Here is a 25,259-nt window from a genome sequence, read left to right as displayed (position 1 = left end):
CAGCGCATATTCCACTAGGGAGGTTTGCTATTTATTTGGTAGCAAATCCGCAGAGGTGATCCGCCAAGTCGCCTCTGCGTCGCCTGTTGCTGCATAGGAGGAAAAAAGGCCTCCAGCGCATATTTCCCTAGGGAGTATTGCTATATAAGTAATAGCAAATGCTCAGGAGTCGCGGTCAGTGCTCTCCACGAGCCGGCTCAGGCTGGGGGGCACGTTCTGGCCCGCGCGGCGCGCGCGGAACAGGGCGGCGCGCATCAGGAAGATGTTGGTCACCGGCACGGTCACCGACACGAACAGGCCGATGAGCAGCGCATGCAGCGCCAGCCCCTCGCCCTGCAGCGAAAAGTACAGCAGCGTGGCCAGCACGATGCACCAGCACCCGAGCGTGGCGATGACGGAGGGCGCATGCACCCGCTCGAAGTAGGTCGGCAGGCGCAGCAGCCCGAGCGATCCCATCAGCGCGATGCCGGCCCCGGCCAGCACGAACGCCGCAATCGCGATCTCGGCCCACAGCGGCAGCGTTGCGGCGGTCATTCGATCACCTCGCCGCGCAGCAGGAACTTGGCCATCGCGGTGGAGCTGGCGAAACCCAGCAGCGCGATCAGCAGCGCGGCCTCGAAATAGTTCGTGCTGCCGTAGTAGATGCCCAGCACCAGCATGCAGAGCATGCCGTTCAGGTACATGCAGTCCAGGGCCAGCACGCGGTCCTGGGCGGAGGGGCCCTTGAGCATGCGCACCAGCGCGCAGGACATGGCCAGCACCAGCATGAAGACGGCGATGGGCAGCGCGATGGCGAGGATGGAACCGTTCGTCATGATTCGAAAATCTCCATCAGGGGGCGCTCGTAGCGCGTTTTGACGTGATCGATGGCGGCCTGCCTGTCGTCCAGCTCCAGCACGTGCAGCATGAGGATGGAGCGGTCCAGCGACAGCTCCGCCCACGACGTGCCGGGGGTGATGCAGACGATCATTGCCAGCACGGCCAGAGCGTTCGGGTCGCGCATCTCCAGCGGAATCTGCACGAAGCCCGGCGGGTGGGGCCGGTGCGACGGCCGGGCCAGAAAACGCAGCAGCCGCAGGTTGGAGGCCACGCTGTCCGCCAGCACCGCACCCACCAGCCGCAGCACCGTGCCGGGCCGTCGGATGCGCACGGGCAGGGGCCGCAGCCCGCGCGTCAGCACAGGAATCGCTATCGCCACGAAGGCCGCCAGCACCAGTTGCCCGGCGCTCACCGAGCGATTCAGCATGAGCCACAGCACGAAGAGCGCCACGGACAGCAAGGGTGCGGGGAACAGTCGCTTCATGGCGTCTCCCGGGCAGGGGGCTCGGCCGGCGTGACGGGCCCGGGCACGGGCCGCGCCGACATCACCGCGCGGATGTAGTTGGAGGGCGTGTGCAGCGCGTTGGCCGTGGCCTGCGTGAACCGCATCACCGCGCCGGCGTACAGCGTGAGGGCGATGCACCCGGCCAGCAGCAGCGCGATCGGCAGGCCCTCCAGCACGCGCAACTGGGGGCGGCGCCGGTCGTGCGTGGTCCAGAAATAGCGGATGCCGGTGCGCGTGAGGGCAATCAGGGCGAACAGGCCGGTGAGGATCAGCAGAGCCAGCAGCATCCAGCCCGGGGTGCCGGGCTGCGACCCGGCGGAAGAGCCCAGTCCCAGCGGATTGAGCAGCGCCGTCAGCATGGCGAACTTGCCCACGAAGCCCGACAGCGGCGGCAGCCCGGCGACCACCAGCGTGCACAGCAGGTAGGCCAGCCCGAGGAACGCGGCGGCGGCAGGGATGATGCGGCCGATCAGCACCGTCTCGTCCTCGTCCAGGTTCAGGCCCTCGGCGGGCACGAGTTCGGCGGTGAGGAAGGGCGCATCGTCGTGGCGCTCGTGCGGGGCGAGCGTGGCGCCGTCGTTGCGCCACCGGTCGATCAGATCGGCCAGCAGAAAAAGCGCGCTGATCGCCAGCGTGGAGCTGGGCAGGTAATACAGCAGGCCGGCCGTCAGCACGTTCTGACCGAAGCCGGCCGCTGCCAGCAGCGTGCCCGACGAAAGAATCGCCGCATAGCCCGCCAGGTGGGTCAGCCGCTGCGAGCCCAGCATGCCGATGCCGCCGAAGGCCATGGTGAGCATGCCGCCGCCGATCAGCCACAGGCTGCCGAACAGGGCGGACGGGCCCGCCTCGCTGCTGAACATGAGCGTCCACAGCCGCAGGATGGTGTACACGCCCACCTTGGTCATGAGCGCAAACAGCGCGCCCGCCGGCGCCGTGGCGGCGCTGTAGGCGGGCACCAGCCAGAAGTTGAGCGGCCACACCGCGGCCTTGATGAGGAAGGCGGTCGCCAGAATGGCCGCGGCCGCGTGCAGCAGCCCGCGGTCGGCGTCGGCCACCTTGGGAATGCTCTGTGCCAGGTCGGCCATGTTCAGCGTGCCGGTGATGCCGTAGAGCATGGACACGCCGATCAGGAACAGCGACGACGCCGCGAGGTTGATGGCGATGTAGTGCAGACCGGCCTGCACGCGCGTGCGGCCCGAGCCGTGCAGCAGCAGCCCGTACGAGGCCGCCAGCATGATCTCGAAGAACACGAACAGATTGAACAGGTCGGCCGTCAGGAACGCGCCGGCCAGGCCCATCAGCTGGAACTGGAACAGCGGGTGGTAGTGCACCCCCGCGCGGTGCCAGCGCGCCGCCGCGAAGACGATGGAGCACAGGGCCACCGCGCTGGTGAGGGCCAGCATCATGGCCGACAGCCGGTCCAGCGCCAGCACGATGCCGAACGGTGCGGGCCAGTTGCCCGGCAGGTACACGCCCATGGTGGTCGGCACGGTGGCCTGGCTGGTCCACAGCAGCAAGCCCACGGCGATCATCAGGCCGAGGGAGGTGGACGCGATGTTGAGCCCGAGCTTGAGCCGCTGGCGCTCTTCGCGCAGCAGCAGCATCAGCGCGGCGGTGAGCAGCGGCAGCACGATGGGCGCCAGCATCAGGTGCGGCATCAGCGCCGACAGGGCGTCGCCCAATGAGTTGGACAAGAAGCTGGACAGGGCCGAGGTCACGGCATCTCCTGCACGTCGTGCGAGCGCGTGCCGTCCACATGGTCGGTGCCCGACATGCCCCGCGACGCCAGCAGCACGACCAGGAACAGCGCCGTCATCGCAAAGCCGATCACGATGGCGGTGAGCACCAGCGCCTGGGGCATCGGGTCGGCATAGTGCTGCAGGTCTTTCGGCACACCGGCCAGCAGCACGGGCTCCTTGTTGATGGCCAGGCCCAGGCGGCCCATGCTGAAGATGAACAGGTTCACGGCATACGACAGCAGCGCCAGGCCCATGATGACCTGGAAGGTGCGCGGGCGCAGCAGCAGCCAGACGCCCGAGCCGGTGAGGACGCCGATGGCAATGGCGAGAACGATTTCCATCAGCGGGTTCCTCCTTCGGGCGGCACGGCGGCGGGGTTGGCGGCCTGCTCGGCCTCGCGCTCTTCGGCCAGGCGGGCGTGGTAGCGGTGGCCGCGCACCGATTGGTGGGCGATGGCCGTCAAGATCAGCAGCGTGGAGCCCACCACCAGGGTGAACACGCCGATGTCGAAGAACAGGGCACTCGCGATGTGGATCTCGCCGATCACCGGCAGGTGGAAATGCGCCGTGTGGCTGGTGAGGAACGGATAGCCCAGCACCAGCGCGCCCAGCCCGGTGCCCAGCGCGAACAGCAGGCCCACGCCGATCCAGCGGCGCGGGTACAGCGGCAGGTGCGCTTCGACCCAGTGCGTCCCCGAGATGATGTATTGCAGCAGCAGCCCCACCGACAGCACCAGCCCTGCGACGAAGCCGCCGCCCGGCTCGTTGTGCCCCCGCATGAACATGTAGAACGACACCAGCGCGGTGAACGGCAGCAGCAGCCGCACCAGCACGGCCGGCACCATCAGGTAGCCGACGGCGGTGTCGGCGGCGTTGCGCGGGTTGAGCAGGTCGGTCTGCAGGTCGGCCGGCATGTTGCGCTGCTGCTCGGGCAGGTCCATGGTCTCGCGGGCGGGGCGGAAGCGGCGCAGCAGGGCATAGACCGTCAGCGCCACGATGCCCAGCACGACGATCTCGCCAAAGGTGTCGAAGCCGCGGAAGTCCACCAGCATCACGTTGACCACGTTGGTGCCGCCGCCCTCGGTCTGCGCGCGCTCCAGGAAGAAGGTCGAGGTGCTCTCGGGGAACGGCCGGCTCATCATGGTGAAGGCCAGCCAGGCCATGCCACCGCCGGCCGCCAGCGCCACGGCCATGTCGCGCAGGCGCCGTGCCCGCACGATGCCGGGGTGCGTGGTGTCCACGCCGCGCAGCCGCTCGTCCCGCCGGGGCAGCCAGCGCAGGCCCAGCAGCACCAGCACGGTGGTCACGATCTCCACCACGATCTGCGTGAGCGCCAGGTCGGGCGCGGAAAACCACAGGAAGGTGATGCAGGTGCACAGCCCCGCGCCACCCATCAACGTCAATGCCGCGAGCCGGTGGTATTTGGCCTGCCATGCAGCGGTCACCGCACAGAGGCAACCCAGGGTCCACAGCACCACGAAGGCCGGCGACAGTGGCAAGGTGCCCCGGCCGCCCAGTTGCAGCCCCTGGGTCCACAGCGGCAGCGCGGCGCCGAGCAGGGCCGCCAGCACCAGCCACAGCATCTGCCACTGCAGCCGGGGCGTGGACATCAGACGCCGGCCGTTGTGGCCCAGCAGTGTGAGCCAGGTGAGCGCGATCTCGAACAGGCGCCGCCCGCTCACGCGGTAGATGAGCGGCGGCGCATCCACGTTGCCGGCGGCGCGCTGCCAGCGCAGCACCAGGTAGAGCGCCGTGCCGCCCACCAGGGCGACCAGGCTCATCATGAACGGAGTGTTGAAGCCGTGCCAGATCGCCAGGCTGAATTCGGGCAGCTCGCCGCCGACCACCGGGCGCGCCGCGGCGTCCAGATACCGGCCGACCGACCAAGCGGGAAAGATGCCGACCACCATGCAGGCCAGCACCAGCAGTTCCACCGGCACGCGCATCCAGTGTGGGGGCTCGTGCGGCTGGCGGGGCAGGTCCTGGGCGCGCGGGCCCCAGAACACATCGACCGTGAAGCGCAGCGAATACGCCACGCTGAAGATGCCGGCCAGCGTGGCGGCAATGGGCAGCACGGTGGCTACCAGCGGCGAAGCGTCCAGGAACACCGTCTCGGCGAAGAACATTTCCTTGGATAGGAACCCGTTGAGCAGCGGTACGCCGGCCATGGCCGCGCTGGCCACCATGGCGAGTGTCGCCGTCACCGGCATCATGGTGCGCAGGCCGGACAGGCGCCGGATGTCCCGGGTGCCGCTCTCATGGTCCACGATGCCTGCCGCCATGAAAAGCGATGCCTTGAAGGTGGCGTGGTTCATGATGTGGAACACCGCCGCCACGGCCGCCAGCGGGCTGTTCAACCCCAGCAGCAGGGTGATGAGGCCCAGATGCGAAATCGTCGAATACGCCAGCAGCCCCTTGAGGTCGTTCTGGAACATGGCCGCATAGCCGCCCACCAGCAGCGTGCACACGCCCGCACCGCCGACCAGCCAGAACCACGGCTCGGTACCGCCCATCACGGGCCACATGCGCGCCAGCAGGAAGACGCCAGCCTTCACCATGGTCGCCGAGTGCAGGTAGGCCGACACGGGCGTCGGCGCCGCCATGGCGTTGGGCAGCCAGAAGTGGAAGGGGAACTGCGCGCTCTTGGTCAGCGCGCCCAGCAGCACCAGCACCAGCGCCGTCAGGTACCAGGGGTGGTTGCGGATCTGCTCGCCGGCGGCCAGAACGTGATCGAGGTCGTAGCTGCCCACGATGTGCCCGATCACCAGCATGCCTGCGAGCATGCACAGCCCGCCGGTACCCGTCACCGTGAGCGCCATGCGGGCGCCCCTGCGGGCATCCTGCCGGTGGTACCAGTAGCCGATCAGCAAAAAGGAAAAAAGGCTGGTGAGTTCCCAGAAGAACGCCAGCTGGATGATGTTGCCCGACAGCACCACGCCGGTCATCGCCCCCATGAAGGCGAGAAAGAACGAAAAGAAGCGGGGCACCGGATCGGCCGGCGACATGTAGTAGCGCGCATAAAGCACCACCAGCGAACCGATGCCCAGGATCAGCATGCAGAACATCCAGGCGAATCCGTCCATGCGGATCACGAGGTTCAGTCCCAGGGCCGGCAGCCAAGGGATTTCCTGCCGCAGCACCCCGCCCGATGCGATCTCCGGAAAATACAGGGCCGCCTGCACCGCGCAGAACAGCGCGATCGCACCGGCGAGCGTGGATTCGGTGTTGCGCGCGTTCGTCGGCAGCACCGCCGCCAGGAGGCTGCCGATGAAGGGAAGGAGGACGAGGAGGATCAGGGGCATGCCCGGACGATTCTACGGGCAAGCCCCTCCAAGCTTGCTATGAATACCCTAGCACGTCCCGGAGATTGGACGCGCTGTGGGCACACAATCGGTGCACCCTTTAACGCGAGGCGCCGACCGCTGGGGCCGTGAGCGCAGGGGGTGCGGCAACGGCTGCAGCGTCGCCGAACGTGGCGCCGTTCACGGTGAGCCCCTCGCTCGAAAGCCGCGCCGCGGACGCCTTGCCCATGCCTTGCACTCGCCCGACGAGGTCTGCCCAGTTCTGGAAAACGCCCATCTCGCGTGCCTTCAGAATCCTGGCCGACAGTGCCGGGCCGATGCCCTTGACGCCATCCAGATCAGCCACCGAGGCCGTGTTGACCTCGACGGCGGCCGATGCCAGCGTGCAGGCGGCGGTGGCCAGCATTGCCGCCAACGGCTTGAACCAGCGCGAAAGCGATGGGGCCGCGAGGATTCGGAGAGGCCGCATCACAGCTCTTCCACGCGCCGCGCGGGGTAGCTGTCCCAGGTCTGGCAACCCGGGCATTGCCAGAAGTGCTGGCGGGCCTCGAAGCCGCAGGCGGCACAGCGGTACCGGGTCAGGGGCTTGGTCGCCTGGTCCAGCGCCTTCTGCACCTGGGGATGGAATTCTTCGTGCTGCAGGGTTTCCTGCGCCAGCCACTTCGCTGCGGCCACCAGCGACGGCTCCTTGTCCAGATGGCGCACATACCACTGCGGGCCGGGCCGGGCCGGGTCGCCGGAAGTGCTGTCCATCGACACGATGGCCTCGAGCATGTCCAGCGATGGCGCGCGTTCGTAATGCGCCAGCAGCAGTTGGTACGTTTCTTCCGCCCGGTCGGTCGCCGTGCCGACTTCGACGAGCAGCGGGGCCGCCAGGGGCAGGGCGCCGGGCGATTCGCGGGACAGTTCCAGGAGGGTGGAAAACGCTTGCTCCTGCCGGCCGCATCGGTGGTGCAGGCGAGCGAGCTCGATGCGCGGGCGCGGGGCATGCGGCGCGGCGGCCACGGCTTCCTCGAGCTGCGCCTGGGCCGCTTCCTGATCGCCCTGGGCCCCCCGGGCCAACGCCTGTTCGCACAGGTAATGGGCCTGCCGCGTGCTGAAGTCGCCCTGGTGCGAGCCATGCATCTTGCGGGCGATGGCAGCGGCCTGCGGCCAGTCGCGGGAGCGTTCGTAGATGGCCAGCAAGGCCAGCCGCGACTGGCTCTCGAACGGCGTGTTTTCCAGCCGGCGCAAGGCATCCTCGGCGCGGTCGAGCAGCCCGGCTTTCAGAAAGTCCAGGGCCAGCGCGTGCTGGGCCCGGTCGCGGTCGGTGCGGCTCAGGTCGCCGCGCGACAGCAGATGCTCGTGAACGCGGACGGCGCGGTTGTACTCGCCCCGGCGGCGAAAGAGATTGCCGAGCGCGAAATGCAGCTCGGACGTGTCCGGATCGTTCTGTACGGCTTCGATGAACGCATCGATGGCCTGGTCCTGCTGCTCGTTGAGCAGGAAGTTCAAGCCCTTGAAATAGGCCTTGGGAGCGCGGCGGTTTTCTTCCCGCAATTGCCGCAGGTCGAATCGGGAGGCGAACCACCCGAGCACGAACGCCAGCGGCAGGCCCAGCAGCAGCCAGCTGAAATCAAATTCCATGGATGGAGGGCGGTTGTTGTTGCAGGTCCGGAACGGGCGGGGCGGTGACCGGCGTGGTCGTCGCAGCTTCGGTCGGCAGTGCCGCGGCCTGCGCCCGACGGGCCGCGCTGCGGTGCTTCCACCAGCGGGGCACCATGCCCAGCACCCCCACCACGACGCCGGCTGCGAAGGCCGTCAGCACCACGAGCACCAAAGGCGCGCTCCAGTGCGTGCCGAAGAAGAAGTGCACGGTGGCGTCTTGCTGATTGTTCAGCGCGAAAGCGAAGAGGGTAAAAAAAATGGCTGCCTTGAGCAGCCACAGGAGGTATTTCATGCGTCTCCCCGGTGGTGTGGGGGCATTCTACGGGCAGGCCACGGCCTGTCTGCCGTTTGGGGCGATACCCGTGTATCGGCCTTCCAGCGCTTGACAGTCAAGCGCTGACAGCTATCAATTTTGATGCTTGTCCTTGGGCGCATCGACGATACCCATTTCAACCGTGCGCAGGTCCACCGCTTCGCGCAGCGCCTTGCCGGGCTTGAAGTGCGGCACACGCTTTTCCGGGATCGCCACGGCTTCGCCGCTGCGGGGATTGCGCCCCATGCGGGGAGGGCGGCGGTTGACCGAAAAGCTGCCGAAACCCCGGATCTCGATGCGATGCCCGCGCACCAGCGCATCCCCCACGGCGTCCAGAATGGTCTTGACGGCGTATTCGGCATCGCGCTGGGTGAGCTGGCTGAACCGTGCGGCCAGTTCTTCAACGAGGTCTGATCTGGTCATGGAATCTTGTCTTCGCAACCGGGGTAACAGAACAAAAAGAAGCGGGCGCATGAAGCGCCCGCCATTCACAACCGCCGAAGCGGTCGTCGATTGAGCCTCGGCTTATTTGTCCGAGTTGTCCAGCTTGGCGCGCAGCAGGGCGCCCAGGCTGGTGGTGCCGGCGCTTTCGCGGCTCGACTGCTGGCTCAGGTTGGCCATGGCGCCTTGTTCGTCGGCCATGTCCTTTTGCTTGATCGACAGCTGGATGTTGCGGGTCTTGCGATCCACGTTCACCACCACGGCCGTGACTTCGTCGCCTTCCTTCAGCACATTGCGGGCATCTTCCACGCGGTCGCGGGAGATTTCCGAAGCGCGCAGGTAACCGATGATGTCTTCGCCGAGGTCGATTTCAGCGCCACGGGCGTCCACGGTCTTGACCTTGCCGGTCACCGTCTGGCCCTTGTCGTTCACCGTCACAAAGGTCGTGAATGGGTCGCCGTCGAGCTGCTTGATGCCCAGCGAGATGCGTTCGCGGTCCACGTCCACGGCCAGCACGATCGCTTCGACTTCCTGGCCCTTCTTGTAGTTGCGAACGGCAGCTTCGCCGGTTTCGTTCCAGGACAGGTCGGACAGGTGCACCAAGCCGTCGATGCCGGCAGCCAGGCCCACGAACACGCCGAAGTCGGTGATCGACTTGATCGGGCCCTTGACGCGGTCGCCGCGCTTGGTGTTCTGCGCGAACTCTTGCCATGGGTTGGCCTTGCACTGCTTCATGCCCAGGCTGATGCGGCGCTTGTCTTCGTCGATCTCGAGGACCATGACTTCGACTTCGTCACCCAGCGACACGAGCTTGGAAGGAGCGATGTTCTTGTTCGTCCAGTCCATTTCGGACACGTGCACCAAGCCTTCGATGCCCGGCTCCAGTTCCACGAACGCGCCGTAGTCGGCAATGTTCGTGACCTTGCCGAACAGGCGGGTGCCCGAAGGATAGCGGCGCGAAACGCCCATCCATGGATCGTCGCCCATTTGCTTGAGGCCCAGGGACACGCGGTTCTTTTCGGTGTCGAACTTGAGGATCTTGGCCGTGATTTCCTGACCCGCCGTGACCACTTCCGATGGGTGGCGAACGCGGCGCCATGCCATGTCTGTGATGTGCAGCAGGCCGTCGATACCGCCCAGATCCACGAACGCACCGTATTCGGTGATGTTCTTGACCACGCCTTGGACGATGGAGCCTTCCTTGAGGGTTTCCATCAGCTTGGCGCGCTCTTCGCCCATGGAGGCTTCCACCACGGCGCGGCGGCTCAGCACCACGTTGTTGCGCTTGCGGTCGAGCTTGATGACCTTGAATTCCAGGGTCTTGTTTTCGTAAGGCGTCAGATCCTTGATCGGACGCGTGTCGATCAGCGAACCTGGCAGGAAGGCGCGGATGCCGTTGACCAGCACCGTGAGGCCACCCTTGACCTTGCCGCTGGTCGTGCCGGTGACGAATTCACCGGATTCCAGGGCCTTTTCCAGCGCCAGCCACGAGGCCAGGCGCTTGGCGGTGTCACGCGACAGGATGGTGTCGCCGTAACCGTTTTCGATCGAGCCGATGGCCACGGAGACGAAATCGCCCACTTGGACTTCGACTTCGCCCTTATCGTTCTTGAACTCTTCCAGGGGGACGTAGGCTTCGGACTTGAGGCCAGCGTTCACCACGACGAAGTTGTGTTCCACGCGCACGACTTCGGCGGTGATGACTTCGCCTGGGCGCATTTCAGTGCGCGTCAAAGACTCTTCAAAAAGGGCGGCAAAAGATTCAGACATGTATTTCCTAAAGCCGCAAACAGGGTTCCGACAGCACCATTGCCATCGTTTTTATAGCTGCCTGCGGAGGTTTTTTGCGGCAAAACCGCGGTTAGGTTGTAGAGCCGCACGGTCTGGCGCAATTGCGCGTGGAGGACCGTGCGGGCCTGTCCGGGGCAGTTGGCCACCGGGTTTGCAACCCCGTGCCTAGGTGGCGAAGGGCTGGCGTTCCTGCCACCAGGCAAGCACTTGTTCGACGGCCGCATCGACCGTGAGCGAGGAGTTGTCCAGAATCAGGGCATCCTGCGCTGGTTTCAAGGGCGCCACGCTGCGGGAGCTGTCCCGGGCGTCGCGTGCCTCCAAATCGGCGCGAAGATCCGCGATGTTAGCCGAAATCCCCTTTGAAATCAACTGTTTATGCCTGCGTTCTGCCCGGCATGCCGCGCTGGCCGTCAGATACACCTTCAAAGTGGCCTGCGGGAAGATCACTGTGCCCATGTCCCGCCCATCCGCCACTAGCCCTGGGAGCCTTCGAAAGCTGTGCTGAAGCGCCACCAGGGCCTCGCGCACAGTGGGAAGCGCAGAAACGCGCGAGGCATTCATCCCGGCCTCTTCCGTGCGGATGGAGTCAGTCACATCGTCGGAGCCCAGCCAGATTCGGCCGCCCTCGAAACGCACCGGCAGACCGCGTGCCAGCGAGGCGATCTGGGGCTCATGGGCCGCGTCGATCTGCAGGCCCGCACGCAGCGCTGCCAGCGCGGAGATGCGGTACATCGCCCCAGAATCCAGGAACCGGTAACCCAGGCGCTGGGCCACTGCGGCCGCGACCGTGCCTTTGCCCGAGGCCGTCGGCCCATCGATGCAGATCACCGGAACGCGATCGGTCGGCGTCTGCGTGACGGAAAACAGGGCTTCGAAATAATCGGGAAACGTCTTGGCCACGCATTTGGGGTCTTCGATGCGAACCGGGACGCTTGCCGGGTTGAAAGCGGCCAGCGAGAAGCACATGGCCACGCGGTGGTCGTCATAGGTGTGGATGCTGGCCGCCCGCCAATCGGAGGGCGCTGGCGCAGGCGTGACCTTCAGAAAATCGGCGCCTTCTTCCACGGACGCACCGAGCTTGCGCAGTTCGGTCGCCATTGCGGCCAGGCGGTCGGTTTCCTTCACGCGCCAGCTTGCGATGTTGCGCAGCGTGGTCGTGCCTTCAGCGTACAAAGCCATCACAGCCAACGTCATGGCCGCATCCGGAATGTGATTGCAGTCGAGGTCGATGGCCTTGAGCGGCCACGCTCCACGGCGAATCTGCAGCCAGTTGTCGCCGCCCGATACTTCCGCGCCCATGGCCTGGGCGGCTTCAATGAACCGGATATCGCCCTGGATAGAGTTTTGCCCCACGCCCAGAATGCGCACGCCAGCGTCGTGCTGGTCCCCCACGCCGGCAATGGCTCCCAGGGCAATGAAGTAGCTGGCCGACGAGGCATCGGCCTCGACATGGATGCTGCCCGGCGAGCGGTAGCGGCTTCCGGCCCGGATGGTGAACCGTTGCCATTGATCGTGTTCCACTTCGATGCCGAACCGGGACAGCAGTTGCAGCGTGATGTGGATGTAGGGCCGCGAAATCAACTCGCCGACCACCTGAATCACGATGTCTTGCTCGACGGCTGCCAGCGGCAGAGCCATCAGCAAAGCCGTCAGAAACTGGCTCGACACGTCACCGCGCACAGGGATCGGTTCATCCAGCGAGAGAGTTGGTACGCCCTGTGCATGAGCGATGCGAAGGGGCGGGAACCCGTCATTGCCCAGGTAGTCGATGCGGCATCCGAGCTGACGAAGGGCATCCACCAGATCGCCGATGGGGCGCTCGTGCATGCGCGGAACGCCGGACAATTCGAATTCGCCACCCAGCAGCGCCAGGGCCGCAGTGAGCGGGCGCATCGCCGTGCCGGCATTGCCCAGAAAGAGAGAAGCTGGCGCCAGCGGGGGGCGTGAGCCAAGGCCTGTGATGCGCACGACAGCGCCTTGCTCGTCCACCGCACAACCCAATTGGCGCAATGCATCGAGCATCACCCGGGTGTCGTCCGACGCCAGGAGATCGTGAATTTCGGTTGTGCCTTCGCTCAGTGCGGCCAGCAGCAAGACGCGGTTGGAGATGCTTTTGGAGCCTGGCAGCTGGATGGTGCCGCCGGCGGTGGCCAGGGGCGGCAGGTCGAGAAACGCGGTGCTGAACATCAGGAGTCGGTCGGTGTGCGCTGCGCGCCCATGCGCCAATGCGCGCGGGTTTCGCTGGCGAGCGTGATCAGGTCTTCCAGCGCCTGCGAGTTACCCTGCTGCATGGCCTGTTCCAGCTGTTGCACGGCCTGCTGGAACAGCCGCGACTGCGCCAGGAGTTCGTCCCGGTTGGACAGCAGGATGTCTCGCCACACCTTCGGATCGCTCGCCGCGATGCGGGTGAAGTCCCGGAATCCAGGCCCGGCCAGGGACAGGAACATGTCGCCGTGGTCTTGCGAGGTGATGCTGTTCATCATCGCGAACGCCAGCAGGTGCGGCAGGTGGCTGACTGAAGCGAAGGCGGCATCGTGCGCCTCGGGCGACATGCTCTGCACCCGGCAGCCCAGCATGCGCCACACTTCCTCGGCTTTTTGCAGGTGAACGGTCAACGTCCGCTCCGTCGGCGTGAGGATGACCTGGCGCCCGCTGTAAAGCTCTGCTTCCGCGTATTCCACGCCCGATACTTCGCGCCCGGTGATGGGGTGGGCGGGGACGAACGACCCTACCTGGTCGCGCAGTGCGCGCCGTGCAGCCTGCACCACGTCGGCCTTGGTCGAACCCACGTCCATGATCAGCATCTGTGGCGTGACGAGGTGCTTGATGGCCTTGAGCGTGGCTTCAGTCGCCGCGACGGGAACGGCCACCAGCACGATGTCGGCACCCGCCACCGCGAGAAGGGCCGAGGGTGCTTCGACGTCGATCACGCCCATCTGGCGGGCCCGGTCGGTGGTCGATGGCGATTTGCTGTAGCCCACCACGCGCTTCACGAGGCCGGCCTTTTTCATCGCCAATGCGAAAGACCCGCCCATGAGGCCGCAACCGATCAATCCCAATTGTTCGAACATGGCCGAGTCGCTCATGGCGCCACTGGGTAGGTGCCCAGCACTTTGTAGAACGCGCACAGGGCACGCAACTCTTCCAGGGCGCGCGCCACGTGCGGCAGGGAAGGGTGGCCGTCCAGATCGATGTAGAAGTAATACTCCCACTGCCCCGTGCGGGCCGGCCGCGATTCAAAACGCGTCATCGACACGCCATGGGTCTTGAGCGGCACCAGCAGATCGTGGACCGCGCCGGGCCGGTTGGGGACGGAGATCACGAGACTGGTGCAGTCCTTGCTCGACGGCGGCGGCGTCTGCAGCGTGTGCGGCAGGCAGATGATCGCGAACCGCGTCCGGTTGTACGCATCGTCCTGAATGGCGTGGGCCACCAGATGCAGGCCGAACTGCGTAGCGGCGCGTTCGCTGGCAATGCCGGCCCATGCGGGATTCGTCGCGGCGAGCCTTGCACCTTCCGCATTGCTGGACACCGGGCGGCGTTCCACATGGGGCAGGTGCTTGGACAGCCAGCCCTGGCATTGCGCCAGCGCCTGCGGGTGCGCCAATACAGCTTCGATGCCCTCGAGCGAATCCGCCTGCCGCATCAGGTTGTGCCGTACCAGAAGACTGACTTCACCGACCACATGGCAAGGCGTGTGCAGGAACAGGTCGAGCGAGCGGGTGACCACACCTTCGACGGAATTTTCTACGCCCACGACACCATACTGCGCGCTGCCGGCCGCAGTGGCGTGGAACACCTCATCGAAGTTGGCGCAATACATCAGGTCCGCGGCGCCGCCGAAGAACTCGACCGCTGCCTGCTCGCAGAAAGTGCCTGCCGGACCGAGCACGGCGACCCGTTGCGGCGATTCCAGGGCCAGGCACGCGGACATGATCTCGCGCCAGATCGCAGCCACATGGGGGCCCTTGAGCGGACCTGGGTTGGCAGTCTGGATTTTCTCGATGACCTGGGCCACGCGGTCCGGCCGGAAAAACGGAGTGCCTTCGCGCTTCTTGATCTCGCCGACCCGTTCGGCAACCAGGGCACGTTGATTCAGCAGCGTGAGCAGTTGCTGGTCGATGTTGTCGATCTGGACGCGCAGGCTGGCGAGGTCCGGAGAGGCTTGCGGGATGGTCATGAAGTAGGGCGCGTTTTCTCAGGGGCGACAGTCGGCTCAGGCTTGCTTTTGCTCAAATTCTCGCATGTAGGCCACCAAGGCCTCCACCCCTGAAATAGGCATGGCGTTGTAGAGGCTGGCGCGCATCCCGCCCACCGATTTGTGGCCTTTGAGTTGAAGCAGGCCCCGTTCCTTGGCACCCGCCAGAAAAGCTTCGTTGCGCGATTCGTCACGCAGAAAAAAGGGGATGTTCATGCGCGAACGGGCGTTCACCGCCACCTTGTTCACGTAGAACTGCGACTGGTCGATGGTGTCGTAGAGCAACTTGGCCTTGGCGATATTGCGCTGCTCCATCGCTGCGACGCCGGTCAGATCGCCTTCGCGTTGGCGCTTGAGCCACTGGAAGGTCAGGCCGGCGATATAGATGCCCCAGGTCGGTGGCGTATTGAACATCGACTGGTTGTCCGCCACGATCTTGTAGTCGAAGGCGCTGGGGCAGGCCGGGAGCGCGTGCCCCAGCAGGTCTTCGCGCACGACCACGAGGGTAAGTCCCGCAGGCCCCAGATTCTTTTGTGCGCCGCCGAAGGCCAACCCCACGCGCGACCAGTCGACGGGGCGCGAGGCCACATGGGAAGAGAAGTCGATGACCAGCGGCGCGTCGCTGCCCAGCGCCCGCAGATCGGGCATTTCCTGAAATTCAATGCCGTGGATGGTTTCGTTGCTGCACAGGTGCAGATAGCTTGCGCCGCGGCTCAGCTCCCACGTTCCGGGCTCGGGCAGCGTGGTGAAGTTGCTGGATTCTCCCGATCCGACCACTCGGACTTCCGCAGCGTATTTGCGCGCTTCTTTGGCCGATTTCTGGCTCCAGCTACCGGTGACCACCATGTCGACGGTGGCAGCGCGAGAAAGGTTCAGGGGCACGATGGCGTTCTCTGCCAAGCCGCCGCCTTGCATGAAAAGGATCTTGAACGTTGCAGGCACTGCCAGCAGTTCGCGCAGGTCTGCCTCGGCCTGCTCGTAGATCGAAACGAACTCCTTGCCGCGATGGCTCATCTCCATCACGCCCATGCCACTCCCGTGCCAGTCCAGCATCTCGGAAGCAGCTTGCTGCAGGACTTCAGCAGGGATGGCGGCCGGGCCGGCGGAGAAGTTGTACGGGCGATTCATGGATTCAAGCCAAATAGGGCCCCAGCGCACATCTGATATGCGCCGGGTGCTATGTTTATGGTAGCAACCTGCCTTACAGGCTGCTCGTCAAGTGTGGGATCAAGCCTCTGCGGGTGGCGTGCCAGCGTCTTCGTCCAGATCGATGTCGGCCACATTGGCGTCGTTTTCCACGATGCGCTGCAAGCCGCTCAGTTTGGAGCCCTCGTCCAGCGCGATCAAGGTCACGCCTTGCGTGGCGCGGCCCAGTTCCCGGATCTCCGACACGCGCGTGCGCACCAGGACGCCCTTGTCGGTGATCAGCATGATTTCGTCATCGGCATGCACCAGCGTCGCTGCCACCACCTTGCCGTTGCGCTCGCTTTGCTGAATCGCGATCATGCCCTTGGTGCCACGGCCATGGCGCGTGTATTCAGTGATGCTGGTGCGCTTGCCATACCCGTTTTCCGTGGCGGTCAGAACGCTTTGCGTCTCGTCTTCGGCCACGAGCATGGCGATCACGCTTTGGCCGTCTTCCAGCATCATCCCGCGCACGCCGCGGGCTTGGCGGCCCAGCGGTCGGACGTCGTTTTCGTCGAAGCGCACAGCCTTGCCGCCGTCGCTGAACAGCATGACATCGTGGGCACCATCCGTCAGTGCCGCGCCGATGAGGTAGTCGCCATCGTCAAGATTGACGGCGATGATCCCACCCTTGCGCGGATTGCTGAATTCATCGAGCGCCGTCTTCTTCACGGTGCCCATGCTCGTCGCCATGAACACATAGCGGTCTGCCGGGAAGGTGCGCATGTCGCCGGTGAGTGGCAACACCACATTGATCTTCTCTCCGTCCTGCAGCGGGAACATATTGACGATCGGGCGGCCCCGGGAGCCACGCGAACCCGCCGGCACTTCCCAGACCTTGAGCCAGTACAGCCGGCCGCGGTTAGAGAAGCACAGGATGTAATCGTGCGTGTTGGCAATGAAGAGCTGATCGATCCAGTCGTCTTCCTTGGTCGCCGTCGCCTGCTTGCCGCGTCCACCGCGTTTTTGCGCCCGGTACTCGGACAGTGGCTGGCTTTTGATGTACCCCGTGTGGCTGAGTGTGACCACCATGTCGGTGGGCGTGATCAGGTCTTCGGTCGAAAGATCCTGCGCGCTGTATTCGACGACGCTGCGCCGCGCGCCCAGCTTGTGCTGGCCGAATTCCTGTTTGATCGAGGCCAACTCATCGCCAATGATCACCGACACGCGCTCGGGCTTGGAGAGGATGTCCAGCAAGTCTTCGATCACGGACATCACGTCCCGATATTCGGAAACGATCTTGTCCTGCTCCAGGCCTGTCAGGCGCTGCAGACGCATCTGCAGAATTTCCTGGGCCTGCGTTTCGGACAGGCGATACAGACCATCCTGGCCCATGCCATATTCGCGCTCCAGCCCTTCCGGGCGGTAATCGTCGGCATTGATCGAGCCACCGTCGGCACGCGTGCGCGTCAGCATCTCGCGCACGAGCTTGCTGTCCCACGAACGGGTCATCAACTCCGCCTTGGCAACCGGCGGCGTGGGCGATTCGCGGATGATGCGAATGAAGTCGTCGATGTTGGCCAGCGCGACTGCCAGGCCTTCCAGCACATGGCCCCGTTCGCGGGCCTTGCGCAGTTCGAACACCGTGCGGCGGGTGACCACTTCGCGGCGATGCTGAAGGAAGACGCTGATCAATTCCTTCAGATTGCACAGGCGGGGTTGCCCGTTCACCAGCGCAACCATGTTCATGCCGAACGTGTCTTGCAGCTGCGTCTGCTTGTACAGATTGTTCAGCACCACTTCCGGCACTTCGCCTCGCTTGAGCTCGACCACCAGGCGCATGCCTGATTTGTCGGACTCGTCCTGAATGTGGCTGATGCCTTCGATCTTCTTTTCGTGCACCAACTCTGCCATGCGCTCCTGCAGAGTCTTCTTGTTGACCTGGTAGGGGAGCTCGTCGACGATGATGGCTTGCCGCTGGCCACGGTCGATGTCCTCGAAATGGCAGCGCGCCCGCATGATGACCTTGCCCCGCCCCGTGCGGTAACCATCCTTGACGCCGTTGATGCCGTAGATGATCCCCGCGGTCGGGAAATCGGGCGCCGGAATGATCTCCATCAGATCGTCGATGGTGGCATCGGGATGGCGCAGCAAATGAAGGCAGCCGTCCACGACTTCGTTGAGGTTGTGCGGAGGGATGTTGGTGGCCATGCCCACGGCAATGCCACCTGAGCCGTTGACCAGAAGGTTGGGCAGCTTGCTGGGCAGTACGAGCGGTTCTTTCTCGCTGCCATCGTAGTTGGGGCCGAAGTCGACAGTTTCCTTGTCGATGTCCGACAGCATTTCGTGGGCGATCTTCGCCAGACGAATTTCGGTGTAACGCATGGCGGCCGCGTTGTCGCCGTCCACCGAGCCGAAGTTGCCTTGCCCATCGACGAGCAGATGGCGCATGGAAAAATCCTGCGCCATGCGCACGATCGTGTCGTAAACAGACTGATCGCCGTGAGGATGATATTTGCCGATCACATCGCCGACGATACGGGCCGACTTCTTATAAGGCCGGTTCCAATCGTTGTTGAGTTCGTGCATTGCAAACAGCACGCGCCGATGAACCGGCTTGAGACCGTCGCGCGCATCGGGCAGCGCGCGACCCACGATTACGCTCATCGCGTAATCGAGATAACTGCGCCGCATTTCCTCTTCAAGGCTGATGGGCAGGGTTTCTTTGGCGAACTGTGTCATGGAGAACTGCGTGAACGGCGGAGGAGGGCCATTCTAGGCGCAACGTCTTGTCGCAAGTGCGCAACACATCTGGGGTAAAGCGCTTTTGTCCTACCGTAGGCACCCTGTCCGCAACCACTTTGCCTTGTTACGTATGGCACAATCATTTCAACGTTTTTAGTGATGGTCACTGATGACGTCCATATTCGCAGCGCGGCTGCGGCTTTTTCCCCAAGAGGAGAACCATGAAGAAACTGAACAAAGTGGCGATGTTGTTGGCCTCCGCTGTGCTTGCTACCTCGGCTGGCGCCCAAGTCAAAGCAGCCGACGGCGGCAAGGTTGTAGACAACTGGCAGAACGGTACTGGCGAACTGGTGTGGAAGAACGGCACGAACGAACTGTGCTGGCGCGATGCCAACTGGACCCCTGCTACCGCTGCTGTCGGTTGTGATGGTGCTCTGGTTGCTCAGGCTCCTGCTTCTACCCCTGCTGCTGCCGCTCCTGCTGGTGCTGCAACGCCAGCTCCTGCAACGCCTCCTGCTCCCGCAGTGGCCAGCAAGGTGACGTACGCTGCCGATGCCTTCTTCGACTTCGACAAGTCCGTGCTTAAGCCAGAAGGCAAGGCCAAGCTGGACGATCTGGTCTCCAAGGTCAAGGGCGTGAACCTGGAAGTCATCATCGCCGTGGGTCACACCGACTCCGTTGGCACCGATGCATACAACCAAAAGCTGTCGGTTCGCCGCGCTGAAGCTGTGAAGGCTTACTTGGTTTCCAAGGGCATTGAAAAGAACCGCGTCTACACTGAAGGCAAGGGCGAAAAGCAACCTGTTGCCGACAACAAGACGAAGGAAGGCCGTGCGAAGAACCGTCGCGTGGAAATCGAAGTGGTCGGTACCCGCGCTTCCAACTGATTTTAAAAATCGGTCAAAAGAAAGCCCCGGAAACGGGGCTTTTTTTATGGGCAATCTCTTTTTGGAGCATTTCCACATGAGTGATCACGTTAACGCTGACCCGGCCGAATTGGCCAAGTTTTCTGCACTGGCCCATCGTTGGTGGGACCCGGAAAGCGAGTTTCGGCCGCTTCATCAGATTAATCCGCTGCGCCTTGATTGGATCAATGGCTTGTCGCCGCTTCAGGACCAAAAGGTATTGGATGTGGGGTGCGGCGGTGGCATCTTGGCGGATTCCATGGCCAGAAAAGGGGCCCATGTGACAGGGATCGATTTGGCAACCAAGTCTTTGCGGGTGGCCCAGTTGCACGCTCTTGAAAAGGGCACACCGAATATCCAATATCGTGAAGTCAGCGTAGAAGTGCTGGCTGCTGAGGCACCAGGCACCTTCGACACGGTGACCTGCATGGAAATGCTGGAGCATGTACCCGACCCCAGTTCTGTCGTGCACGCCTGCTCACAACTGGTAAAACCCGGTGGATGGGTTTTTTTCTCCACGATCAACCGAAATGCGAAGGCATTTTTGCTGGCCATCGTCGGTGCGGAATACGTTTTGGGCATGCTGCCCAAAGGCACGCACGAATATGCCAAGTTCCTCAAGCCCAGTGAGCTGGCCTCAGCAGGCAGGGCTGCAGGATTGGAAGTGCTGCACAGCCGTGGGTTGGAATACAACCCGATCACGAAGCGCTACTGGCTGAGCGCGGACACTTCGGTCAATTACATGTTTGCCGCGCGCCGCACATCCGTATGAATGTTCTTTTTTCCGATGTTCGTGCGGTCCTTTTCGATCTGGACGGTACGCTGATCGACAGCGCTCCAGACCTTGGCGCTGCCGCTGATAAATTGCGCACTGATCGTGGGCTGCCCTCCTTGCCGATAGAGAAATATCGCCCGATGGCCGGGGCTGGCGCACGCGGAATGCTTTCTGTGGCGTTCGACATGACTCCGGAACATCCGGAATTTGCTGGTTTGCGGGAAGAGTTTTTTACCAACTACGAAGCCTGCATCCACCAACGCACGAAGGTGTTCCCTGGTGTGGACGCGTTGATCGCTCATTTGTCTCAGGCAAGCATCGGCTGGGGCATTGTGACCAACAAGGCCGCAAGATTTACCGATGTGTTGGTCGGTGCGACGCCGTTGTTCAGCACTGCCGGCGCTGTGGTCAGTGGGGACACCACGCCGCATCCCAAGCCGCACCCAGCACCCTTGTTGGAAGCAGCGGCACGAATGGGCATGGATGCCCGCCATTGCGTGTACGTTGGTGACGACGAGCGAGACATCGTTGCGGGCAAGGCCGCCGGCATGCGCACCGTGGCGGCGATGTATGGATACTTGGGAACGCAAACTCCCGCTGGGCAGTGGGAGGCGGACGCCGCAATTAATTCTCCATTGGAGCTCTTGCAATTGCTCTCGGCGCCTTAAAATACGAGGCTTGGGGCTGCCCTGGTTTCGACGTGGGTTCGGAATCGGCGTGGTGCATGTCGAGCTTGAGTGGCGCTCGTAAATCTGCATTCAAAAAACTAACTGCAAACGACGAACGTTTCGCACTCGCCGCTTAAACACCGGTGAGCCTTGCAACAGCATGCTAGCGGGCTGGGCAAGGGGGTCGTAAGACCTCCCGGCTGCAAGGTTATTCACGCTGGCTGGCTCCCTGCCGGGTACCTTGGCAGGGAGTGAGACTCAAGGGTACTGGTGACTTGCATAGCGTGCGGCTGCGCGATGCAGGTCATGAGAATTAAAACAGACCGCTAAACATGTAGATCTGCCCGAAGAAGGCTTGCGGACGCGGGTTCAATTCCCGCCAGCTCCACCATCTTAGCTAGCGCCTGCCAATGGTTCACACCGTTGGCAGGCGTTTTCTTTTGTCCCGTTGTTAGCGTGTTTTGGCCTGTAATTCACACCGCGATTCTCACGGGTCGTAACCCATACTCAGGATTGCGGAGTGCTTTCTGCAGCGCAATCTAGGGCGTCCCCTACTACTGCGCAATGCGTTGATTCGATACAGCGTCATGCTGGTCCGGGAGGGGGCTTGCCTTCTCTTTCGGTTTTGGGGCATGCGGGCAATACATGACCACCATGGCACTTCAAGCAACGCCACCAACCCAGTGCCCCGCCTGCGCCAACGACTTCGCTTAACAAGACCTGGGGCACGCCATCCATGGCATGAGCGCTTCAGTCCTACAACCGCTCAAAAAAGAGATTCGCAAACTGATTCCATCGCTTGAAAGGAATCTCATGCACCTCATTGAAAGCGCTTGCATAACGAGTTGCGCCGCTGCTTCTCCATCCGACATTCCAGAGACGACGGCCTCGCAGAACGGCTTCTCAGCAGGAGTGGAAGTCTCGGAGGGCCGACCATGGTGACCCAGCTCGACTCCCCCGACGGCAAGCCTCGCAAAGACCCCGACCGGCCCAGCCCGACATTGGTTGAAACAGACCCTGCGATGCAGAGGATGCCGCCCTCACAGCCGGCACCGCCCAAAGATCCGGATCAATCCAGCGATCAAGCTGTAGAGCCCGGCCGCACGCGCCCCAAAGACTGAACCTCTACGCCTTCCTGCCGGCCAAGGAGACACTGATGACCAGCCGAAGCCCCGATGCTTTTCCCTTTCCGACCTCGGAGCACCATCCCTCCCCACCGCCTGAAGGTGCGAAGCCTTCGGCCCACGCACCAGTCGAGACGGAGCCCAAAGAGCCCGCGCTCGATCATGGAATCGAGGAGTCGTTTCCGGCCAGCGACCCGGTGTCGGTCGATGTGACCAAGCTGGATACTGCGCCGACCAAAGCCAATGATGCGTCACCGAATCAGCAGCCGAGCGCACACAAGCCTTCTGCGCTGCGGACGGGGTTGATCGCCGGCGCTTTCGCCAGCGTCGCCTCCACGATGATGCTGGCGCTTCGGGGAAGAAGTGAGGTCGGAAGCATCACGGCCCCGACCAATGCCACCAGCCATTGGCTCTGGGAGCGCAAGGCGCTGGCTGCCAGATCCCCTTCGTGGCGCTACACGGGGCTGGGCTATGTGATCCACCACGGCTCCGCCACGTTTTGGGCGCTGCTGTATGCCTGGCTATGGGCCCATCGCCGTCCCCAGCCGGAGAGCGCTTCCCAATCACTGGCCAGCGCAGGTGTGGCGACCGCTGCGGCGTTTGCCATTGACTACGCGATCACGCCCAAGCGGTTCACCCCGGGTTTCGAGCACCACCTGTCGAAGCGTTCGATGGCGGCCGTTTATGCGACCTTTGCCGTTGGTCTGGCGGTAGGCTGCGCGGTGGCGCTCAAGGACCGCAGCGATACAGCGGGCAACCCATAAGCGAAGAGGCCGTGCTTTGCGCGTGGTGATCGTCGGTGCTTCGGGATTCCTCGGTAACGCCTTGGCCCAGGCGTTCTCAATGCGCGGCACCGAGTTGCTGTGTACCGCCAGAGATGCCGATGCAGCCCGTTCAAAGGCCGCTTGGAACACATCGGCCGCACGCTGGATTTCTGCCGATTTTTCGGCCCTGCCTTCCGCGGCGTTTTGGGCGCGGCATCTGCAGCCCGGCGATGTCGTGATCAACGCAGCAGGCCTGCTGCGCGAGCGCCACTCCGGCGAACTCGATGCGGTGCATCACCTCGGACCGGTTCAATTGTTCGACGCTTGCTTGCAGGTCGGTGCAGCACTGGTGATTCAAATCTCCGCGCTCGGGGCTGACGACCGTGCGATCAGTCGCTACCACCGCAGCAAGGCCGCGGGTGATCGCCATTTGCGCCAGTGCCCCATTGCATCGGTCATCGTTCAGCCGTCGCTCGTGTGGGGCGACCAGGGAGCCAGCGCACAGTTGTTCGCTGCCCTGGCGGTATTGCCATGGCTGGCATTGCCTGCGGGCGGCCGGCAACCGCTGCAGCCGGTGCATGTGGATGATCTGGTCGATGGCGTGCTGGCGGTCGCGGACATTGGGCCGCGCCAACTTGCGGCAAGCCAGACGATCGCTTTCGTCGGCCCGCAGCCTGTGACGTTGCACGCCTATCTGGCCGACCTGCGTCAACAACTGGGCTATGTGCGCGGCGCCAGGGTGTTCTCGGTGCCCGAGGGGCTATTTCGTTGGGGGGCTGCGCTCGCGGGTCGTTGGCCGCGCAGTTTCCTCTATCCCGAGACTGCCACCATGCTGCTGCAAGGCAATGCGGCACCTGTGGACGACTTTGCCAAGTGCCTTGGCCGGCAGCCGCGTGCGCACCATGCCTTCATTCCAAACGGGGCCGGAGCCGCTGAAGCCATGCGCCGTGCGGCGTGGTTGCGCTGGGCGTTGCCGATGTTGCGATGGGCCGTGGCGTTCGTCTGGATCTGGACCTTCGTTGTGTCGATCGGCCTGTACCCGCGCGATCAAAGCCTTGAATTGCTGGCGCAGGTTGGCGCCCACGGACCATTGGCGGAACTGTTGCTCAATGGCGCAGCGATATTCGATCTGGCTTTGGGCGTTGGAACGCTGGCGCTTTCTGCCGCCTGGCGATCGCGGTTTCTGTGGCCCTTCCAACTCGCACTGATCGCTTTCTACACGGCGATGATCACTTGGGCCATGCCGGACTTCTGGCTGCATCCGTTCGGCCCGCTGTCGAAAAATCTGCCGATGTGCGCGGCCATCGTGCTGCTGTGGGCGATGGAGCCACCGGCGCGTTCCAGACGCACGCAACGCTCGCGCGAACACACACCCGTCCAGGAGACGCCCTGATGGAATACATGGTCCTCAAATGGCTGCACGTCATTTCTTCCACGCTTCTTTTCGGTACGGGCATCGGGTCGGCTTTTTACCTGCTCGCCACCACGCTGTCGCGCAATGTGCAGGCGATTGCGGTGGTCGCGCGCATGGTGGTGCGCGCAGACTGGCTATTCACCGCCACCACGGCAGTGCTGCAGCCGCTGACGGGCATGTGGCTGGTGCATCTGCTCGGCCTGCCGTTGTCCGCCCCGTGGATTCGTGCCTCCCTGGTGGCCTACGTGCTGGCCATGGCGTGCTGGTTGCCGGTGGTGTGGCTGCAGATGCGGCTGAGAGACCTTGCCGCCCAAGCGGCACGCGAAGGCACCGCATTGCCGGCGCCGTATTGGCGGTATTTCAAGGCCTGGATAGCGCTGGGCATCCCCGCGTTTTTCCTCTTCCTGGCGCTGTTCTGGTTCATGATCGCCAAGCCCGACTTCAGCGGATGAGCGATGCACGCGCCGGTGCCCGAAACGATTTTGCTGATGTTCGGGGTGCTGCCGCTGTGGCTCATGGCCGGCGTGCCGGAGTCGCTGCTGCATCTGCTCATGCTCGCCGAGATGGCCATTGCCGTGCTGGCGGTGCTGTGGCTGGAGATCAACGCTGCCGTGTTGGCGCTTTGCATCGTGGCTTTCTTGGCGCATGAAATCACGGTGTATGCCGACCTGCGCTGGTCTGCCGGGCAGCGGCAGATCACACCGCTGGAACAGATGATTCACAGCCTGCAGGAAATCATGCCACTGGTGGGGCTAGCGCTGCTGGCTTCGTCGCACTGGGACCAGGCTTCGGCACTGGCAGGTTTGACAGGGGCGGGAGGTGAGGAGGCCTCCTGGTCCTTCACGCTCAAGCGTGTTGCGCTGCCTGGGGAGTACATCGCAAGCGCTGTGCTTGTCGGCGCGGCATTGGCGGCTTGCTATGTGGAAGAGCTTTGGCGCTGCATGAAAGCGAGGGCTACCCCAACACATCGGTAGGGGTGGCCGCC

24 protein-coding genes and 1 other RNA gene are annotated in these 25,259 nt (G+C 63.8%); 9 read left to right on the top strand and 16 right to left on the bottom strand.

Annotated elements, in window-relative coordinates; all coding sequences use genetic code 11:
• Positions 1 to 162: 162 nt before the first annotated feature.
• The 16 genes from mnhG to gyrA form a co-directional block, all read right to left on the bottom strand.
• Positions 163 to 534 (bottom strand): monovalent cation/H(+) antiporter subunit G, encoded by a 372-nt coding sequence (gene mnhG, locus BLT03_RS01600; RefSeq protein WP_092739629.1) that lies wholly within the window; start codon positions 532 to 534, stop codon positions 163 to 165.
• Positions 531 to 815: a K+/H+ antiporter subunit F gene (locus tag BLT03_RS01595; protein ID WP_092739627.1), complete on the bottom strand. Its 285-nt coding sequence runs from the start codon at positions 813 to 815 to the stop codon at positions 531 to 533. Before BLT03_RS01595 ends, mnhG begins: the two co-directional genes overlap by 4 nt.
• Positions 812 to 1,303 carry a Na+/H+ antiporter subunit E gene (locus BLT03_RS01590; protein ID WP_092739625.1) on the bottom strand — a complete coding sequence of 164 codons (492 nt, stop codon included), beginning with the start codon at positions 1,301 to 1,303 and terminating at the stop codon, positions 812 to 814. Before BLT03_RS01590 ends, BLT03_RS01595 begins: the two co-directional genes overlap by 4 nt.
• Positions 1,300 to 2,982 carry a monovalent cation/H+ antiporter subunit D gene (locus BLT03_RS01585; protein ID WP_092740055.1) on the bottom strand — a complete coding sequence of 561 codons (1,683 nt, stop codon included), beginning with the start codon at positions 2,980 to 2,982 and terminating at the stop codon, positions 1,300 to 1,302. The genes BLT03_RS01590 and BLT03_RS01585 overlap by 4 nt, the downstream gene beginning before the upstream one ends.
• 56 nt (positions 2,983 to 3,038) lie before the next feature.
• A complete protein-coding gene (locus BLT03_RS01580) occupies positions 3,039 to 3,404 on the bottom strand; it encodes a Na+/H+ antiporter subunit C (RefSeq protein WP_092739623.1) in 366 nt (121 codons plus the stop codon).
• Positions 3,404 to 6,364 carry a monovalent cation/H+ antiporter subunit A gene (locus BLT03_RS01575; protein ID WP_092739621.1) on the bottom strand — a complete coding sequence of 987 codons (2,961 nt, stop codon included), beginning with the start codon at positions 6,362 to 6,364 and terminating at the stop codon, positions 3,404 to 3,406. The genes BLT03_RS01580 and BLT03_RS01575 overlap by 1 nt, the downstream gene beginning before the upstream one ends.
• A 100-nt stretch (positions 6,365 to 6,464) precedes the next feature.
• Positions 6,465 to 6,833, bottom strand: a complete 369-nt coding sequence (locus BLT03_RS01570) for a ComEA family DNA-binding protein (protein WP_434802320.1) — start codon at positions 6,831 to 6,833, stop codon at positions 6,465 to 6,467.
• Entirely contained in the window at positions 6,833 to 7,990 is a 1,158-nt protein-coding gene (gene lapB, locus BLT03_RS01565) for a lipopolysaccharide assembly protein LapB (protein ID WP_092739617.1), read from the bottom strand. The genes BLT03_RS01570 and lapB overlap by 1 nt, the downstream gene beginning before the upstream one ends.
• Positions 7,980 to 8,303, bottom strand: coding sequence for a LapA family protein (locus BLT03_RS01560; protein ID WP_092739615.1), 324 nt, complete (start codon positions 8,301 to 8,303; stop codon positions 7,980 to 7,982). Before BLT03_RS01560 ends, lapB begins: the two co-directional genes overlap by 11 nt.
• A 114-nt stretch (positions 8,304 to 8,417) precedes the next feature.
• The gene (locus BLT03_RS01555; RefSeq protein WP_092739613.1) at positions 8,418 to 8,747 is read right to left on the bottom strand and encodes an integration host factor subunit beta; all 330 of its coding nucleotides are present in this window, start codon (positions 8,745 to 8,747) and stop codon (positions 8,418 to 8,420) included.
• Between the two features lie 102 nt (positions 8,748 to 8,849).
• Positions 8,850 to 10,535 carry a 30S ribosomal protein S1 gene (rpsA, locus tag BLT03_RS01550; protein ID WP_092739611.1) on the bottom strand — a complete coding sequence of 562 codons (1,686 nt, stop codon included), beginning with the start codon at positions 10,533 to 10,535 and terminating at the stop codon, positions 8,850 to 8,852.
• Between the two features lie 186 nt (positions 10,536 to 10,721).
• A complete protein-coding gene (locus BLT03_RS01545; protein ID WP_092739609.1) occupies positions 10,722 to 12,743 on the bottom strand; it encodes a bifunctional 3-phosphoshikimate 1-carboxyvinyltransferase/cytidylate kinase in 2,022 nt (673 codons plus the stop codon).
• Complete coding sequence (locus tag BLT03_RS01540) at positions 12,743 to 13,627, bottom strand: prephenate dehydrogenase (RefSeq protein WP_092740053.1); 885 nt, start codon at positions 13,625 to 13,627, stop codon at positions 12,743 to 12,745. Before BLT03_RS01540 ends, BLT03_RS01545 begins: the two co-directional genes overlap by 1 nt.
• Before the next feature lie 11 nt (positions 13,628 to 13,638).
• Positions 13,639 to 14,736 (bottom strand): prephenate dehydratase, encoded by a 1,098-nt coding sequence (gene pheA / locus BLT03_RS01535; RefSeq protein WP_092739607.1) that lies wholly within the window; start codon positions 14,734 to 14,736, stop codon positions 13,639 to 13,641.
• Between the two features lie 36 nt (positions 14,737 to 14,772).
• Positions 14,773 to 15,882, bottom strand: a complete 1,110-nt coding sequence (gene serC, locus BLT03_RS01530) for a 3-phosphoserine/phosphohydroxythreonine transaminase (protein WP_092739605.1) — start codon at positions 15,880 to 15,882, stop codon at positions 14,773 to 14,775.
• Between the two features lie 99 nt (positions 15,883 to 15,981).
• Positions 15,982 to 18,621: a DNA gyrase subunit A gene (gyrA, locus tag BLT03_RS01525; RefSeq protein ID WP_092739603.1), complete on the bottom strand. Its 2,640-nt coding sequence runs from the start codon at positions 18,619 to 18,621 to the stop codon at positions 15,982 to 15,984.
• 224 nt (positions 18,622 to 18,845) lie between these two features.
• Here gyrA and ompA point away from each other — a divergent pair, with 224 nt between their 5' ends.
• The 9 genes from ompA to BLT03_RS01480 all read left to right on the top strand — a co-directional run bounded on the left by ompA (position 18,846) and on the right by BLT03_RS01480 (position 25,248).
• Positions 18,846 to 19,511 (top strand): outer membrane protein OmpA, encoded by a 666-nt coding sequence (gene ompA, locus BLT03_RS01520; RefSeq protein ID WP_092739601.1) that lies wholly within the window; start codon positions 18,846 to 18,848, stop codon positions 19,509 to 19,511.
• A 76-nt stretch (positions 19,512 to 19,587) separates the two neighbouring features.
• Positions 19,588 to 20,301 carry a bifunctional 2-polyprenyl-6-hydroxyphenol methylase/3-demethylubiquinol 3-O-methyltransferase UbiG gene (ubiG, locus tag BLT03_RS01515; RefSeq protein ID WP_092740051.1) on the top strand — a complete coding sequence of 238 codons (714 nt, stop codon included), beginning with the start codon at positions 19,588 to 19,590 and terminating at the stop codon, positions 20,299 to 20,301.
• Positions 20,298 to 20,972, top strand: a complete 675-nt coding sequence (gene gph / locus BLT03_RS01510) for a phosphoglycolate phosphatase (RefSeq protein ID WP_092739599.1) — start codon at positions 20,298 to 20,300, stop codon at positions 20,970 to 20,972. Before ubiG ends, gph begins: the two co-directional genes overlap by 4 nt.
• Before the next feature lie 12 nt (positions 20,973 to 20,984).
• Positions 20,985 to 21,363, top strand: a transfer-messenger RNA (tmRNA) gene (ssrA, locus tag BLT03_RS01505).
• 544 nt (positions 21,364 to 21,907) lie between these two features.
• Positions 21,908 to 22,093 (top strand): hypothetical protein, encoded by a 186-nt coding sequence (locus BLT03_RS01500; protein WP_092739597.1) that lies wholly within the window; start codon positions 21,908 to 21,910, stop codon positions 22,091 to 22,093.
• A gap of 35 nt (positions 22,094 to 22,128) precedes the next feature.
• On the top strand, positions 22,129 to 22,860 hold the full coding sequence (locus tag BLT03_RS01495) for a hypothetical protein (RefSeq protein ID WP_245711189.1): 732 nt from the start codon (positions 22,129 to 22,131) through the stop codon (positions 22,858 to 22,860).
• A gap of 22 nt (positions 22,861 to 22,882) precedes the next feature.
• Complete coding sequence (locus BLT03_RS01490; protein WP_245711207.1) at positions 22,883 to 24,253, top strand: SDR family oxidoreductase; 1,371 nt, start codon at positions 22,883 to 22,885, stop codon at positions 24,251 to 24,253.
• Entirely contained in the window at positions 24,253 to 24,726 is a 474-nt protein-coding gene (locus BLT03_RS01485; protein ID WP_092739593.1) for a DUF2269 family protein, read from the top strand. The genes BLT03_RS01490 and BLT03_RS01485 overlap by 1 nt, the downstream gene beginning before the upstream one ends.
• A gap of 15 nt (positions 24,727 to 24,741) precedes the next feature.
• Positions 24,742 to 25,248, top strand: a complete 507-nt coding sequence (locus tag BLT03_RS01480) for a diguanylate cyclase (protein WP_245711188.1) — start codon at positions 24,742 to 24,744, stop codon at positions 25,246 to 25,248.
• Positions 25,249 to 25,259 lie beyond the last annotated feature (11 nt).

This window comes from Paracidovorax valerianellae, from assembly GCF_900102625.1.
Classification (GTDB): Bacteria; Pseudomonadota; Gammaproteobacteria; order Burkholderiales; family Burkholderiaceae_C; genus Paracidovorax; species Paracidovorax valerianellae.
Note: the sequence above shows the minus strand (reverse complement) of the source record. Positions and strands in the feature narration are given on the sequence as shown.